This is a genomic window from Microlunatus flavus (genome assembly GCF_900110855.1).
Classification (GTDB): Bacteria; Actinomycetota; Actinomycetes; order Propionibacteriales; family Propionibacteriaceae; genus Microlunatus; species Microlunatus flavus.
Genome location: NZ_FOFA01000002.1, coordinates 475,851 through 490,463, shown reverse-complemented (window position 1 = coordinate 490,463; position 14,613 = coordinate 475,851). Strand labels below are relative to the sequence as shown.

Here is a 14,613-nt window from a genome sequence, read left to right as displayed (position 1 = left end):
CCGCCGGCCCGCGTCGCCGGGACGGCACGACGGCGACGCGGTCCCCCGCCGGGAGCGCTCCCCGCAGTAGGGTGCTGAAACCTTCAACGCGGAAGCGGTCCGTCGCGACGCCGCACCCCTCAGGAGAGCCCCCGTGCCCCGCAGGTCCTCGACCAGCATGAAGGACGTCGCCACCCTGGCCGGCGTCTCGCTCGGCACGGTCTCCAACGTCGTCAACTCCCCCGACCTGGTCAGCCCGGCCACCCGGGAGCGGGTCGAGACCGCGATCAAGAAGCTGGGCTGGGTGCCGAACGAGTCCGCGCGGCAGCTGCGCGCCGGCCGCAGCCGCGTCGTCAGCGTCGTCGTGATGGACATCGGCAACCCGTTCTTCACCGACGTCCTGCGTGGCGCGGAGGACTGGGTGCTCGGGCACGGCTACCACGTGCAGGCCAGCAACAGCGCCTCGCTCCCCGAGCGGGAGAGCGAGCAGCTGCGGGTGCTGGAGCAGCAGCGGGTCGGCGGCGTGCTGTGGGCACCGGTGAGCGGGCCGAGTGAGCGGGCCGACGCGCTGCGCCGCCGCGGCATCCCGGTGGTGATCGTCGACCGTGCGGGTGACGGCACCGGCTACTGCTCGGTGTCGGTCGACGACGTCGAGGGCGGGCGGCTGGCGACGGCCCACCTGCTCGCCTCCGGCCACACCTCGATCGCGGTCGTCGGCGGCCCGGGCACGCTGCACCAGGTGCGCGACCGGCGCCTGGGGGCCGAGATCGCGCGCGGCCAGCACGGTGCCTCGGCCACGCTGCTCTTCCTGTCCACCGCGAGCACGGGGTCCGCGTCCGGTGTCGCCGCCGCCGACCAGCTCGTCGCGCTGCCCGACGCCGAGCGGCCCACCGCCGTCTTCGCGATGAACGACCTGCTCGCCATCGGGCTCCTGCAGGGCTTCGTCACCCACGGCCTGCGGGTCCCGGAGGACGTCGCCCTCGTCGGCTACGACGACATCTCCTACGCCGCCTCGGCGGCCGTGCCGCTGAGCTCGGTGCGCCAGCCACGCCAGGCGCTGGGCGAGCGCGCCGCGGAGCTGCTGTTCGCCGAGATCGAGGCGACCGACCACGACACCCCGCACGAGCACCAGAGCGTCCGGTTCACCCCCGAGCTCGTCGTCCGGCGCAGCAGCGCGCTCACGCGGGGTTGAGCGGCGCGCTGCGGCCGTGCCGTCCACGCCCGTGCCCGGATCAGCCCTTGACCGACCCGGCGGCCATGCCGGCCACGATCTTGCGGTTGAAGAAGATGAACATGATCAGCGGCGGGATCATCACGAGCAGGATGGTGGCGAAGAGCAGGTTGTACTGGCTCGTGAACCGGTCCTGGTAGTTGAGCAGCGTCGTCTGGATGGTCGCGTTCTGGGTGCCCGGCAGGAAGTACAGCGGGTTCTGGAAGTCGTTGTAGATCAGGACCGACTGCAGCGTGATGACGGTGATCATCACCGAGCGCAGCACCGGGAAGATGACCCGGAAGAAGACCTGCAGCGGGTTCGCCCCGTCGACCACGGCCGCCTCGTCGAGCTCGCGCGGGACCCCGGCGATGAAGGCCCGGAAGAGCAGGATGCAGAACGGCAGGCCGTACGCGATCTCGACCAGGATCAGCCCGGGCATCGTCTTGAACAGGCCGACCCCCTGGAGCACCCAGATCGTGGGGACGATGGCCGGCGGGACGATGAGCCCGGCGAGGACGAGCAGGCCGACGACGTTCCCGAGCCGGCCGGCCCGGCGCTGCCACACGTAGGCGACCATCGCGCTCAGGAAGACCAGCGCCGCGACGCTCACCACCGTGAGGATGACGCTGTTGATGAAGGCGATCACCATCAGGTAGTCGCGGGCCGAGAAGGCCTGCTCGATGTTCTGCAGCAGCACGAAGGGCCGCGGCCAGCTGAAGCTCAGCTCGTTGGACTGCACCCGGTCCTGCGACGCGAGGGCGAGGATGAAGGCGAACGGGACCAGGAAGAAGATCGCCGTGAAGACGATCGCCGCCCCGCCGATGACGACGCCGCGGGTGTTCCTCATCAGTCCTCCCCCCGGTTGAGCCACCGGGTCAGCGGCACGACGATGACGGTCACGAGCAGGAAGAGGACGACCGAGCCGGCGGTCGACAGCCCGTAGAAGCCGGCCTGGTACTGCTTGTAGATCACCGAGCCGATGACGTCGGAGGCGAAGCCGGGGCCGCCCCGCGTCATCGCCCAGATGATGTCGAACGACCGCAGGCCGCCGATCAGCGAGAGCGTGATGACCGACGCGGTGGCCGGACGGGCCAGCGGCAGCGTGATGGTGCGGAAGAGCTGCCAGCGGCTGGCGCCGTCGACCTGGGCCGCCTCGTTGTACTCCCCCGCGATCGAGACCAGCCCGGCGATGTAGATGACGGTGGCGAGCCCGACGCCCTTCCACACGTCGACCAGGGCGACCGAGACCAGCGCCAGGCTCGGGTTGGTGAGCCAGCCCGGCCCGTCGATCCCCACCCGCGCCAGCGAGGTGTTGATCAGGCCCTTCTCCGGGTTCATCAGGATGGTGAAGGTGATCCCGACGCCGATCGCGCTCACGAGCACGGGGAAGAAGATCACCGAGCGCAGGTAGCCCCGGGCGATGATCTTGGACGTCAGCAGCACGGCCAGCGCCATCCCGAGGACGACCTTGAGCCCGGAGGTCAGCACGGCGTAGATCACGGTGTTCCGCAGCCCGATGACCAGCGCCTGCTCGGCGAAGAAGGTGCGGTAGTTCTCCAGCCCGATCCAGCGCGAGGTGAACAGGTCCCAGCGGGTGAACGAGAAGTAGAACGACGACAGCGTCGGGACGACGAAGAAGACCAGGTAGATGATCCCGGGCGCCAGCAGGAACCAGTACGGGTACGGGCCCTTGCGGCGGGCCCTGCCGGTCTTCGTCGTGGTGCCCGAGGCGGCGAGGCGGGTCGCCTCCGGGGTGCTCACGGTGCTCGCCATCCCGACCTCCTGGGTGTGTGGGCGTGCGTGGGGAGGGGGTCCGCGGCGGACCCGGGGCGCGTTGTCGCGTCCCGGGTCCGCCGAGGGGTGCCGGTCAGTCCCAGCCGGGCAGGTTCAGCTGCTGGGCCTGCTTCTTGACGTCCTGGTCGTACAGGGCGGCGGCCTTCTCGGCGCTCTCCTGGCCGGTGCCGACCTGGATGCAGATCTGCTCGAGGTTCGGGCCCTTGACGGGGGACTTGAACTCCAGGGCCGGGGTCGCGTGGCCGGCGTCGAAGTAGGCCTGGGTGTCCTTGGCCACCTGGGAGACGTCCGAGGGCAGCGTGCACGCCTTGGACAGGAACGGCCCCTGCGGGGGCGACGCCTGGATCGTGGCCTCGCAGCCCTGCTGCGACGCGGCGAAGGCGATGAACTTCTTGGCCGCGTCGAGCTTGGCGCCCTCCGTGGTCTTGGGGATGTAGAGGGCCGAGGTGCCCGGCCAGACCGTGAGGTTGTTCTTCGACGCGTCGTCGCCGGGCAGGGCGAAGAGGCCGACGTCGTTGGTCTTGCCCGGGGCGAGGTTCTCGATGTTCGCCGCCGACCCGCCCAGCTGCGGGTACTGCGCGGCGGTGCCCGTGGCGACGGCCTTCATGCCGTCGTTGAGCGTCGCGGAGGCGAAGTCCTTGTTCAGCAGGCCGGCGTCCTTGACCTCCTGGATGTGCTGGAAGCCGGCGAGCGCCTGCCGGGTGTTGGCGTAGTTGGCCTGGTTGGCCGTGTACTTGGTCGCGAAGTCGGGCACGGCCGCCTCGACGTTGGCGTAGTCGCCGAGCACGAAGAGCTGGGAGGTCCAGGTCTCGCCGTAGGTCTGCTCGACGGGCGCCACGCCGCCGCCCGCGTCCTTGATCTTCTTGCTGTTGGCCATGAACTCGTCCCACGTCTTCGGGATCTGCAGGCCGAGCTTCTTGTAGACGGGGATGTTGTAGAGCACGCCGCCACCGAACGCGGTGCCGATCGGGCCGCCGTAGAGCTTGCCGTCGGTGCCCTTCGACGAGGCCGCGAAGTTGTCGTCGAGCTGGCTCGCCCAGGGCTGGTCGTCCAGCGCCGTCAGGTTCTGCTCGGGCTTGATGGCCTGGAGCAGCGAGCCGTTGTTGTAGACGAAGACGTCGGCCATGTCGCCCGTGGCGAGCCGGGTCTTGATGATGTTGTCGCCGTCCGCGCCGCCCGGTCGGGTGTCGGTGCTGACGGTGACGCCCGGGTTCGCGGACTGGAACGCCGTGATCAGCGCCTTCGTCTGGGCGACGGTCGTGTCGTCGCTGGGCGTCAGGTAGGTGATCGTCGTGGTCGCGCCGCTGCCGCCGCCGCTGGCGTCGCCGCTGCTGCTGCCGAGGCTGCCGGCGCTGCAGCCGGCAGCGACCAGGGCGGTGGCCGACACCAGGGCCGCGGCGGCGAGGCCCCGGCGGGCCGTCGTTCGAGTCATGGGACCTCCGGAATAGACACGACAGCCGCACAGAGGCCAGAGCCACCCGGGCGTCGCTGCCTGGATCGTTTCAATGCCCGAACGGTAACGGCCGGACCTGCCCGACGTCAACAGATCGGGCGGGCCCGGTCGTGCCCGGCCCGTAACGGTTCAGCCAACGCCCGCGGCCAGGGCCGCGTTGAGGTGGTGCTCGCCGGGGCCGATCTCGCGGTCGGCCTCCCCCGGCAGCCGGACGACACCGCTGACGCCCTCGGGCAGGACGACGTCGAGGTCCAGGCCGCCGTCGTCGGTGCGGGTCCACGCCACCGCGACCCGCCCCCGCGCGGTCTCCAGCGAGGTGCGGGCCCAGGTCAGCCCGCCGCCCGGCTGCGGCGCCACCAGCACGCGGGCGTACCCGGGCTCCAGCGGTGCCAGCCCGGCGACGGTGCGGTGCAGCCAGTCGACGACGGCACCGAGCGCGTAGTGGTTGAAGCTCGTCATCTGCCCGGGGTTGATCGTCCCGTCCGGCAGCATCGAGTCCCAGCGCTCCCAGACCGTCGTCGCGCCCATCGTCACCGGGTAGAGCCACGAGGGGCACTCGCGCTGGAGCAGCAGGGCGTACGCGTCGTCGAGGTGGCCGGTCAGGGTGAGCGCGTCGGTGACGAAGGGCGTGCCGGCGAAGCCGGTCTGGATGTGGTGCCCGCCCTCCCGGACGAGCTCGACCAGCCGCTCGCCGGCCCGCTGCTGCTGGCCCTCGTCGAGCAGGCCGAAGGCGATCGCCAGCGCGTACACGGTGACGGCGTCGCTCTTGATCCGGCCGTCGTCGCCGACGTAGTGCTCGACGAACGCGGCGCGGGTGCGCTCGGCGAGGTCGCGGAAGTGGGCCTCGTCGCCGTGCCCGAGGAGGGCGGCGGTCTCCGCGACCAGCGTCGCGCTGCGGAACACGCACGCCGTCGCGACGACGCTCGGATCGGCCTTGGCCAGCGCGGCGTTCTCGGGCGGGGCGGTCGGGTCGAGCCAGTCGCCGAACTGGAAGCTCTTCTCCCACAGCCCGCTCGGTGAGAGGAGCGTCTCCACCCGGCGCACGTGCGCGGTCATCGAGTCGAGCTGGTCGGCCAGCACCCGGCGGTCGCCGTACGCCTGCCACAGCGCCCAGGGCACCCAGACCGCCGCGTCGCTCCAGACCGCCGTCGAGTCGGGCGGGCCGAAGACGCTGGCCGCCGGGTCGTCCTTGATCACGTACTTGAGGACGTCGGGGATGACGAAGGCCACCATGCCGTCGGCGGCGCGCTGCTCGGCGGCGAGGTCGCGCAGCCAGTCGCGCAGGAAGTCGTCGACGTCGAAGAGGTAGGCCGCCGACGGCGTGAAGGCGGCGATGTCGCCGGTCCAGCCCAGCCGCTCGTCGCGCTGGGGGCAGTCGGTCGGCACGTCGAGGAAGTTGCCGCGGGTCCCCCACACCGCGTTGCGGTGCAGTTGGGTGACGAGCTCGTCGGAGCACGCGAAGTCGCCGGTTGGCCGCAGGTCGGAGGAGACGACGACGGCGGTCAGGGCGTCCGCGTCCGGCTCGCCGGGCCAGCCCTCGACCTCCGCGTAGCGGAAGCCGTGGAAGGTGAAGGTCGGCTCGAAGACGTCCTCGCCCCCGCTGAGCACGAAGTGGTCCGTCGCCAGCGCGGTCCGCAGCGGCCGCGTGCCCAGCTCGTCGTGCTCGAGCACCTCTGCGTGCCGCAGCGTGACGGTACTGCCCGCCGGGCCCTGCACCCGCACCCGCACCCAGCCGACGAGGTTCTGCCCGAAGTCGACCAGGGTGCGCCCCGCCGGAGAGGTCCACACGCGCTGGGCCGGCACCTCGAGCACCCGGCGCACGGGCGGGGCGAGGTAGGGCTCGAGGGTGGCGAGGTCCAGCTCCCCGCGGTGCACGCCGGTCCAGCCCGCCCCGGTGTGGCCGGGCCGGAGCCAGGAGTCGTCGAGGCGGCGGGCGTCGATGGTCTCGCCGTCGTAGAGGTCGTTCGCCGTCACCGCCGACGGCCCGGCCGTCCACGTCTCGTCGGTGCCCACGACCTGGGTGTGGCCGTCGGCGAAGGTCAGGTCGAGCTGGGCCAGCGCCCCGAGCTCGTCGCCGTAGTACGCGCGACCGCCGGCCCAGCCGAGGCGCCCGCGCCACCAGCCGTTGCCGAGCGCGAGGCCGAGCACGAGGGGCTCGCCCTCACCCAGACCGGCCACGAACGGGAGCACGTCACGCTCGACGAACCGCAGCCGCCACTCGTAGCTCGACCACCCCGGGCTGAGCACGGTGTCGTCCACCGGGTGCCCGTTCAGGTACGCCTCGAAGACGCCGTGCGCGGTGGCGCGCAGCACCGCCCGCACGACCTCGCCGTGGCCCTGCTCGAGCGGGACCTCGGTGCGCAGCAGCGGCGCGCCGTCGAAGTCGGAGTCGGGCGAGACCAGGACGGCGGACCACTCGGGCATGATTCTCCTCGTCGTTGCGGATGAAACGTTCTAGAGCAGGCAACCACGACCCGCTGCAGGCGTCAACCGAACGTCTCGGGACGGTTCGCGCGGAAGGCGGGTGGCACGATTCAACGTCGTGGCCGAGGCGTGCGGCGACGAGGGACGGGCTGATGGCGGCGCCTGGACGACCGCGCACGGGCACCGGCGGGAGCGACCCGCCGGTCGGGACCTTGGGCCTGTCGGGACCCGGCGCTCAGCCCTGGGCCGCGACGAGCGCGTCGACCTCGGCGCTGGTCGGGGGCTGCGCGCCCTGGCGTCCGCAGACGATCGCGGCCGCCGCCGCCCCCCGGCGGAGGCTCTGCTCCAGGTCGAGGCCGTGGCCGACGCGCGCGTCGAGGAACCCGGCCATGAACGTGTCCCCGGCGCCGACCGTGTCCACGACGTCGGTCCGGAAGCCCGGCACCCGCGTCACGGCGCCGCCGGGCTCGACCGCGGCGGCCCCCTCGGCGCCGAGCGTCACGACCGCGAGCCCCAGGCCGTGCTCCTCGACCCAGCCGGCCGCGATCTCGACCGGGTCGCCGCCGCCGAGCGCGCGGGCGAGGAAGTCGATGTCGGCGTCGCTGGCCTTGACGACGCCCTGGCGCCGCCCGACGGCCGCGAGCCACGGCTCGACCTTGGCCCAGTACGCAGCCGGGTCGGTGATGACCGTGGGGCGCACGTTGATGTCGTACGAGACGCCGGTGCGCACGGTTCCGGCCCAGTCCAGCAGGACCTCGGCGCCCGGGTCGACCACGCACGAGAGCGAGGCGATGTGCAGCCAGTCGTCGTCCGCGAGCTCGGGCAGCTCCTCGGCCCGCCAGCCGAAGTTGGCCGTGTCGTCGAAGTGGAAGGTGTAGCTGGCGACGCCCTCCTCGTCGAGGCTGACGACGGCGATCGAGGTGGCCTGCGGCGAGACGGTCGCCAGGTCGAGCCCGACGCCCGCGCCCTCGACGTGCTCGCGCAGCTGGCGGCCGAAGGCGTCGGTCGACAGCCGGCCCAGGAACTGGGCCTCCGCGCCCAGCGTCCCCAGCGCCACGGCGCTGTTCATCGGGCCTCCGGCGGACAGGGCCTCCCACACCGACCGGAACGGCGTGGACTCCTCGGTCTCGGACCGGACCAGGTCGATGAGGGTCTCGCCGCAGACCACGAAGCGCGTCATGCCCGCACCCTAGTGGGACCGGTGCCGGTCGCCGACGAGGTCGCCGGGTGCGTTCACCGGCCCAGCCCCAGGTCGCCGCGCAGGCCGTCGGCCATCGCGTCCCACCACGCCGGCGCGAGCGCGCGCCGGCTGACGTCGGACAGCAGCCGGCCCATCGGGTACGCGGGGTCGAGCCGTTCGAGCCGCTCGCAGCAGGCGTTCAGCAGCGTGCCGTTGCCCGAGGCCCACGCGGCGATCCCGAGGACGCCGACGGGTCCGCACGCCAGCCCCGGTGGGGTCCGGGCGACCACCTCGAGCCACACCGCCAGGTGCCGGTCGGCGTCCTCCCGGGTGACGAGCGCGCACGCGACGTCGCGCACCGAGGCCTCATGCGCGAGCAGGGCCAGGGTCAGGCACGCGTCGTCGTCGAGGGGCGCGGGGCCCGGTGCGGACGCCGGCTCGCCGAGGCGGACGAGGGCGTCGACGACCGCCAGCCCGAGCGCGGCCCGCCGGTCGTCGAGGGACCACCGCCCGGGCGCGGCCGCGAGGGCCGCCGCGAGCTCCTCGGCGCGGCGGTCCAGCGCTGCGTGACGCTCGGGCGGGGGGCCGGCGACGGTGGCGACGACGCTCGCCCGGTCGGGCCGCGCGACCAGCCCGGCCCAGACGGCCTCGGCGCTGATCGGGTGCGCGTCCGGGGCGTACCGGGTCCCGTCCGCCGGGCAGCAGCCGGTCGTGCAGGCGAGCGACCACCAGCGCTCGCCGTCGACGAGGAGGAGGTCGACCAGCTCCACGCCGTGCAGCTGGGCGCGGTGGCTCTCCAGCACCCCGCGGCCCGCGTCCGCGTCGGCGGCGTACGCGACCAGGACGAGGCCCTCGACGGCGTGCTGCTCCACGAGGCCCTGCACCTCCTCCTCGAGGCCGGGCGCGAGGTCGAAGCGGGCCGCGAGCAGCACCCGGCCGGAGGAGAGGAACAGCGCGACGAGCGACTCCGCGGGGTGGAAGCCGAGCAGGAAGGGGACGGTGGCGAGCAGGTCGCCCGGCTCGCGCACGCGGAGCCGGACGGGCTCGTCGGAGGGTCCGGGGTCGCGCGACGGGCCGGCGGGTCGGTAGGAGGTGGTCACACCGGCAGCGTTCTGCGCGGTGGCCGCGGCGTGCCGCCGCTCGGCGCCGGCCTGTGGACGACGCCCCGCAGACGTCGAGCCCTGTGGACGGACGGCACGGCCGCTGCAGGGCCGCGGCCTTGTCGCGACCGGGCACCCTGGAGTCCCGAGGACGACGGAGGAGCGCATGAGCAGCCAGCCGGTCACCCAGCCCTTCAGCCCGAGCAGCCGGCCCGACCGGCCGGTGCGCCCGCTGCACGCCGTGGTGGTGATGGCGGCGCTGCTCGCGGGGCTGTGGTTCCTCGAGGTGCTCGACCAGCTGAGCGGCAACGCCCTCGACACCTACGGCATCCACGCCCGTCAGGTCGACGGGCTGCCCGAGATCTTCACCGCTCCGCTGCTGCACGCCGGCTGGGACCACCTGGCGAGCAACTCGCTGCCCTTCTTCGGCTTCGGCCTGCTGGTCCTGCTCGGCGGCCTGGCCCGCTGGGTGGTGTCGTCGCTGGTCAGCGTCGTGACTTCGGGCCTCACCGCCTGGCTCCTCACCCCGGCCGGGACCATCGTGCTCGGCGCGAGCGGGCTGATCTTCGGCTGGTTCACCTACCTGCTCGCTCGCGGGCTGTGGTCGCGCCGGCCCGGCCAGGTGGCCCTGGCCGTGGTGATCCTGCTGGTCTACGGCGGGCTGCTGTGGGGCGTCCTGCCCACCAGCAGCGGGGTCAGCTGGCAGGCCCACCTCGGCGGGGCGGTCGGCGGCGTGCTCGCAGCCTGGGGCCTGCACCGCCGCGACGCCCAGAGCCGGAGGCCCGCGCCCCCCGTGCACGGCTACCGCTGAGCCCACCGACCGGCCCCCGCCGGACGGACGCGCTCAGCGGACGCGCTCAGCGGGCGAGCTCGGCCCTCAGCCGGTCGAGCGCGCGGCGTGCGCCCGCGGCGCCTGCTGCCGCCGACCACGCAGCGCCCTCGTCGGTCACCGCGAAGTACCGCTCGACCTCGACGGCCTCCAGCGAGGCGCCCGCCTGGCCGAACGTGCCCGCCGAGCCCACCAGCTGGTGGGCGAGGTTCTCGGCCTCGCGGCGCCCGTCCTCGTCCAGGCGACCGGCGTCGGCCCGGTCGAACAGCTCAGACAGCCGGCCGACGCGCGAGAGGTTCACCTCGCGCGCCCGCTGCCCGAAGGAGGCCAGCAGCCGCCGTTCGGCGATCGTCTCCGGCCCGTCGACGGGGACGTCGTCCCAGCCCTCCTGGACGGCGCGCCCGGCGTCGCCGGTCACGCGTCCCACCCCAGCAGCCGGCTGACCTGCGCCGCGAGCCGCATGGCGTCGAACGGCTTGGCGATCACGCCGGCGAGCCCGCTGCCGTGCCAGCCCTCGGTGTTGTTCTTGGCGGTCAGGAAGATCACGGGGATGTCGCGGGTGTCCTCGTCCTCGCGCAGCTGCGCGAACGTCGTCGGGCCGTCCTGGCCGGGCATCATCACGTCCATCATGATCACGTCGGGGTGCTCCGCGCGGGCCATCTCCTCGGCCTCCGGCCCGGACGCCGCCGTGCTGACCGACCAGCCGCCGACCAGCTCGAGCGACGCCTTCGCCACCTCGCGCAGCAGCTCGTCGTCGTCGACGACCAGCACGCGTCGCACCGGTCCCGTCACGCCGGTCATCGTACGGGGGTCGTACCGCGCGCACCGCCGCGCGGCCGGTCCGGAACCTTCGCGGACGACGTGGTCGCGGGCGGCCCGGATGCTATTTTTACGGGCATGGAGGGGCACCTCGACCCCCGTACGAGGGCGACGCGCCGGCTCCGCTCGATGGGGCTCGCCGTCGTGCTGGTCCTGGCCGTCCTGGTCGTCGTCCTCGCCAGCGATCTGCCGCACCACGTGCGCCAGACGGTCACCCTCACCGCCCTGGCCACCAGCGGCGTGGTCGCCGGCCTCGGGTTCCGCCACCGGATCCTGAGCCACGCCGGACGGCGACGGCGCGCGTACGTGCTGTTCGTGCTCGCCTGCCTGCTGGCCTCGCTGTCGAACCTGCTCCAGCTCGTGCTGCCGCGGGCCACCGCACCCGGCCGCGTCATGCCGGGCGACCTCGTGCTCACCCTGGCGCTGGCGGTGGCCGTCGCCGGTCTGGTGCAGTTCCCCAGCAGCCCGCGGCGGACCACCGACCTCACCCGCATGGTGCTGGACGGGATCGTCATCGGCGGGTCGATCCTGCTCGTCGCCGACGTCACCCTCTTCCCCGACCTGCTCGTCGACAACCCGGGCGGCTGGCCGCTGCTGGTGGTGCCGGTCACCGACGTCGTGCTGGCGACGCTGGCCACCCTGCTCTACATCCGTTCCCGGCGCGACCACCTGATGCTCGGGCTCGTCGCCGCGAGCTTCTACTGCTTCGCCGCGTCCGACTTCGCCTTCGCCTTCGTGGCGGCGTCGGGCCGCCAGTTCAGCTACGGCTCCCTCGTGGACGCCGGCTGGCTGTCGGGCTACCTGCTGCTCGTGCTGGCCATCTGGGCGCCCACGCTCGGCGCCGCGGAGCCGGAGGGCGGGTCCCGCGAGAGGTCGCCGCTGCCCAGCACCGTCGTCATGTTCACGCTGTTCCTGGTGGCGCTCGGCATCACCCTCGCCGGCTTCAGCGCCGACCGGGCGAGCCCGTCGGCGGTGGTCCTGCTGCTGCTGGTCGTGCTCGCGGTCCTCGCGCGGCAGATCCTGCTCGGGCTGGACAACGACCGGTTGCGGCGCCGGCTCGAGGAGCGCGTCGCCGAGCGGACCCGTTCGCTGCGCCAGATCACCGCCCGGACCGACCTCCTCGTCGACTCGGTCGGCGAGGGGATCTACGGCGTCGACCGCGAGGGACTGATCACCTTCGTCAACCCGGCGACCTCCCGCGCGCTCGGCTACGGCCCGGCCGAGCTCATCGGGCGCGACGCGCACGCCACGTTCCACGAGCGCGGGCCCGAGGGCCAGCTCCTGCCCAAGGACCAGTGCTACATCACCGAGGCGGTGCGGGAGGGCCTCGTGAGCACCGCCGAGGCGGACAGCTACGTGCGCTCGGACGGCCGGCTGCTGCCGGTGGAGGTGACGACGACCCCGCTGACCGAGGAGGACGTCGTGGTGGGCGCCGTCGTGATCTTCCGCGACGTCACGCAGCGCCGCGAGGTCGACCGGCTCAAGTCGGAGTTCGTCTCGATGGTCAGCCACGAACTGCGAACACCGCTCACCGCGATCCAGGGCTCGCTGGGGCTCATCTCGGGCGGGGCCCTCGGACCCCTCCCGGCGGCGGCGGGCCGGATGCTCGAGATCGCCTCGATCAGCGCGCACCGGCTCAACCGGCTCGTCGACGACATCCTCGACATCGAGCGCATCGAGTCCGGCGTACTGGTGCTGCAGCCCGGCCGGCAGAGCGCGCGCGAGGTCGTGGACGCGGCGGTCGAGCAGATGCAGGTGCTGGCCGCGGAGGCCGGCGTCGAGGTGCGTGTCGGCGCGGTGGACGGCGCCGTGCACGCCGACCCCGACCGCGCGGCGCAGACCCTGATCAACCTGATCGGCAACGCGCTGAAGTTCTCCTACCCCGGCGGGCTGGTCGAGATCAGCGCCGACCAGCAGGCCGAGGTGGTCGAGTTCCGCGTGAGCGACCAGGGCCGCGGCATCCCCGAGGACCGGCTGGAGCGGATCTTCAACCGCTTCGAGCAGGTCGACTCCAGCGACGCCCGCGAGAAGGGCGGGTTCGGGCTCGGCCTGGCGATCAGCCGGAGCCTGGTGGAGCGCTCCGGCGGGCGGATCTGGGCGAGCAACAACGCCGAGCGCGGGGCGACGCTCCACTTCACCCTGCCGCGGAGCACCACCGACCCGGCGGGCGACCAGCCGACCGACCACGCCGACGCCCGGCAGGCCGCGCCCGGCTCGGCGGCGGAGGCACCTGACGCCCCTGGGCCGCAGCCCGAGAGCCGCGAGGCCGTGGTGGCGTCCGCCCGTGGATGAGCCCCGCCGGGCGTTCTCGTTGCCCGTTCTGCAGCGCGCTGCCGTCACGAGGGCAACGGTGTCGGTACGGTGACTCCCATGGCAGCCGAGCCGGAACGCGTCGCCGTCGTGATCGAGGACGACGCCGACATCCGGAACCTCCTCGCCGCCATCCTCGACCAGGCCGGGTTCCGCTGCCACACCTGCGAGTCCGGTCAGGAGGGCATCGCGGCGGTCCGGGCGTACGACCCGATCCTCACGACCCTCGACATCAGCCTCCCCGGCATCGACGGCTTCGAGGTCGCGCGCCAGATCCGGGCCTTCAGCTCGACCTACATCATCATGCTGTCGGCCCGCGACGAGGAGATCGACACCTTGATGGGCCTCGACGCCGGGGCCGACGACTACCTGACCAAGCCGTTCCGCCCGCGTGAGCTGCGCGCCCGCATCGAGGCGATGCTGCGTCGCTACGTGACGCCGGTCCAGGCCGCGGCCGCAGCCAGCGCCGCCGAGGCGGCACCGGCTCCCGTGGCGGCGCCCAAGGCCGCTGCGCCTCCCGAGCCCGAGGAGGACAGCGCCGGCGGCTGGCTCAGCCACAACGGGCTGCGCATCAACTCCGAGATGTGGCTGGTCGACCTCGACGGGGCGCCGCTGGAGCTGACCCGCAGCGAGTTCGACCTGCTGCTGGCGATCATGTCCGGCAACCGGAGGGTCATCTCGAAGGACACCCTGGCGCTGGAGCTGCGCGGCGACTACGCCACCAGCGGCTACGTCAGCGACTCCGACCGCCGGGCGGTCGAGGTCCACATGGCCAACCTGAGGCGCAAGCTCAACGACCCCGTGGCCTCGCCGCGCTACATCGAGACGGTGCGCGGCGTCGGCTACCGCCTCGCCGACGCGCGGCGCTGACGGCGGTCCGTCTCAGGCTGAGCCTCGCTCCTCCTGGCGCGACGCGCCCAGCGAGTCGCGCGCCCGGTCGGCCTCGGTGGTGACCTCGGCGAGCAGCGCGCCGACTTCGTCGCGCTCGCCCTTCTCGACGGCCTCCCGCAGGGCGCCCGCGGCACCCGCGAGCTCGCCGGCCCCGACCATCACGCTGGTCGACTCCAGGCTCAGCAGCGCCACGTGGGCGGTCATGTAGTTGCGCTGGTCGAGGTGGTGCCGGATCGAGGAGACCCGGTGGTCCAGCAGCTCGAGGTAGTCGTGGACGAAGCGCGCCATCATGGCGTCGTGCTCGCCCATTGCGCCTCCTGGTACGCCGGCGTGAGCCGATCCCGTCGGTCTTGCCCCCGGGACCGGCCCACGTCCGGTGCCGTCCGGTCCAGCCCAAGGTGCCTCTGACGGAAGCCTGGCGTCCCCCACGCCCTGCCCGTCCGCCGACGCCGGTCCTCCCCCTCGTCGAACCGGTGCCGATCGGCCCCTGCGCCCTCCCGAACGCCCCTGCATCCCCCTCGGCGTCGCACCCCCCGGCGACGCTTCCTGCTCGAGCTCGGCCGACTTGCGGACGACGTCGTACGACACCGTCCACCCCCCGAGCCGGTCGTGCCCTCGTTG

The 14,613-nt window shown here is 73.2% G+C and carries 13 protein-coding genes; 4 read left to right on the top strand and 9 right to left on the bottom strand.

Annotation, left to right across the window (positions count from 1 at the left end):
* The first annotated feature begins 133 nt into the window (after nucleotides 1-133).
* Nucleotides 134-1,171: a LacI family DNA-binding transcriptional regulator gene (locus BMY04_RS06680; protein WP_232506147.1), complete on the top strand. Its 1,038-nt coding sequence runs from the start codon at nucleotides 134-136 to the stop codon at nucleotides 1,169-1,171.
* A 40-nt stretch (nucleotides 1,172-1,211) separates the two neighbouring features.
* Here BMY04_RS06680 and BMY04_RS06675 read toward each other — a convergent pair whose 3' ends face one another.
* The 6 genes from BMY04_RS06675 to BMY04_RS06650 all read right to left on the bottom strand — a co-directional run bounded on the left by BMY04_RS06675 (nucleotide 1,212) and on the right by BMY04_RS06650 (nucleotide 9,143).
* The gene (locus BMY04_RS06675) at nucleotides 1,212-2,039 is read right to left on the bottom strand and encodes a carbohydrate ABC transporter permease (protein WP_091178332.1); all 828 of its coding nucleotides are present in this window, start codon (nucleotides 2,037-2,039) and stop codon (nucleotides 1,212-1,214) included.
* A complete protein-coding gene (locus BMY04_RS06670; protein ID WP_091178331.1) occupies nucleotides 2,039-2,965 on the bottom strand; it encodes a carbohydrate ABC transporter permease in 927 nt (308 codons plus the stop codon). The genes BMY04_RS06675 and BMY04_RS06670 overlap by 1 nt, the downstream gene beginning before the upstream one ends.
* 94 nt (nucleotides 2,966-3,059) lie before the next feature.
* Nucleotides 3,060-4,418 carry an ABC transporter substrate-binding protein gene (locus BMY04_RS06665; RefSeq protein WP_091178330.1) on the bottom strand — a complete coding sequence of 453 codons (1,359 nt, stop codon included), beginning with the start codon at nucleotides 4,416-4,418 and terminating at the stop codon, nucleotides 3,060-3,062.
* A gap of 150 nt (nucleotides 4,419-4,568) precedes the next feature.
* Nucleotides 4,569-6,863, bottom strand: a complete 2,295-nt coding sequence (locus BMY04_RS06660) for a family 78 glycoside hydrolase catalytic domain (protein ID WP_091178329.1) — start codon at nucleotides 6,861-6,863, stop codon at nucleotides 4,569-4,571.
* A gap of 235 nt (nucleotides 6,864-7,098) precedes the next feature.
* The gene (locus tag BMY04_RS06655; RefSeq protein ID WP_091178328.1) at nucleotides 7,099-8,043 is read right to left on the bottom strand and encodes a carbohydrate kinase family protein; all 945 of its coding nucleotides are present in this window, start codon (nucleotides 8,041-8,043) and stop codon (nucleotides 7,099-7,101) included.
* A 53-nt stretch (nucleotides 8,044-8,096) separates the two neighbouring features.
* Entirely contained in the window at nucleotides 8,097-9,143 is a 1,047-nt protein-coding gene (locus tag BMY04_RS06650) for a DUF4192 domain-containing protein (protein WP_170854027.1), read from the bottom strand.
* Nucleotides 9,144-9,393: 250 nt separating this feature from the next.
* On the opposite strand from BMY04_RS06650, the gene BMY04_RS06645 reads away from it, so the two are divergent.
* Entirely contained in the window at nucleotides 9,394-9,954 is a 561-nt protein-coding gene (locus tag BMY04_RS06645) for a rhomboid family intramembrane serine protease (protein ID WP_091178562.1), read from the top strand.
* Between the two features lie 46 nt (nucleotides 9,955-10,000).
* On the opposite strand, the gene BMY04_RS06640 is transcribed toward BMY04_RS06645, so the two are convergent.
* Together BMY04_RS06640 and BMY04_RS06635 are read right to left on the bottom strand one after the other, a co-directional pair.
* Nucleotides 10,001-10,390, bottom strand: a complete 390-nt coding sequence (locus BMY04_RS06640) for a hypothetical protein (RefSeq protein WP_139209777.1) — start codon at nucleotides 10,388-10,390, stop codon at nucleotides 10,001-10,003.
* Entirely contained in the window at nucleotides 10,387-10,764 is a 378-nt protein-coding gene (locus BMY04_RS06635; RefSeq protein ID WP_232506145.1) for a response regulator, read from the bottom strand. The genes BMY04_RS06640 and BMY04_RS06635 overlap by 4 nt, the downstream gene beginning before the upstream one ends.
* A 105-nt stretch (nucleotides 10,765-10,869) precedes the next feature.
* Here BMY04_RS06635 and BMY04_RS06630 point away from each other — a divergent pair, with 105 nt between their 5' ends.
* Entirely contained in the window at nucleotides 10,870-13,083 is a 2,214-nt protein-coding gene (locus BMY04_RS06630) for a sensor histidine kinase (RefSeq protein WP_091178324.1), read from the top strand.
* A gap of 78 nt (nucleotides 13,084-13,161) precedes the next feature.
* Complete coding sequence (locus tag BMY04_RS06625) at nucleotides 13,162-13,971, top strand: response regulator transcription factor (RefSeq protein WP_091178323.1); 810 nt, start codon at nucleotides 13,162-13,164, stop codon at nucleotides 13,969-13,971.
* A 12-nt stretch (nucleotides 13,972-13,983) separates the two neighbouring features.
* Here the strand turns inward: BMY04_RS06625 and BMY04_RS06620 are convergent, their stop codons facing one another.
* A complete protein-coding gene (locus BMY04_RS06620; protein ID WP_091178322.1) occupies nucleotides 13,984-14,301 on the bottom strand; it encodes a hypothetical protein in 318 nt (105 codons plus the stop codon).
* Nucleotides 14,302-14,613: the final 312 nt, after the last annotated feature.

What these genes read in the sequence shown, in the direction of transcription:
- BMY04_RS06645 (WP_091178562.1), top strand. Translation starts at nt 9,394, where the DNA reads ATGGCGGCGCTGCTCGCGGGGCTGTGGTTCCTCGAGGTGCTCGACCAG.
- BMY04_RS06630 (WP_091178324.1), top strand. Translation starts at nt 10,870, where the DNA reads ATGGAGGGGCACCTCGACCCCCGTACGAGGGCGACGCGCCGGCTCCGC.
- BMY04_RS06625 (WP_091178323.1), top strand. Translation starts at nt 13,162, where the DNA reads ATGGCAGCCGAGCCGGAACGCGTCGCCGTCGTGATCGAGGACGACGCC.
- BMY04_RS06655 (WP_091178328.1), bottom strand. Translation starts at nt 8,043, where the DNA reads ATGACGCGCTTCGTGGTCTGCGGCGAGACCCTCATCGACCTGGTCCGG.
- BMY04_RS06660 (WP_091178329.1), bottom strand. Translation starts at nt 6,863, where the DNA reads ATGCCCGAGTGGTCCGCCGTCCTGGTCTCGCCCGACTCCGACTTCGAC.
- BMY04_RS06670 (WP_091178331.1), bottom strand. Translation starts at nt 2,965, where the DNA reads ATGGCGAGCACCGTGAGCACCCCGGAGGCGACCCGCCTCGCCGCCTCG.
- BMY04_RS06665 (WP_091178330.1), bottom strand. Translation starts at nt 4,418, where the DNA reads ATGACTCGAACGACGGCCCGCCGGGGCCTCGCCGCCGCGGCCCTGGTG.
- BMY04_RS06620 (WP_091178322.1), bottom strand. Translation starts at nt 14,301, where the DNA reads ATGGGCGAGCACGACGCCATGATGGCGCGCTTCGTCCACGACTACCTC.
- BMY04_RS06675 (WP_091178332.1), bottom strand. Translation starts at nt 2,039, where the DNA reads ATGAGGAACACCCGCGGCGTCGTCATCGGCGGGGCGGCGATCGTCTTC.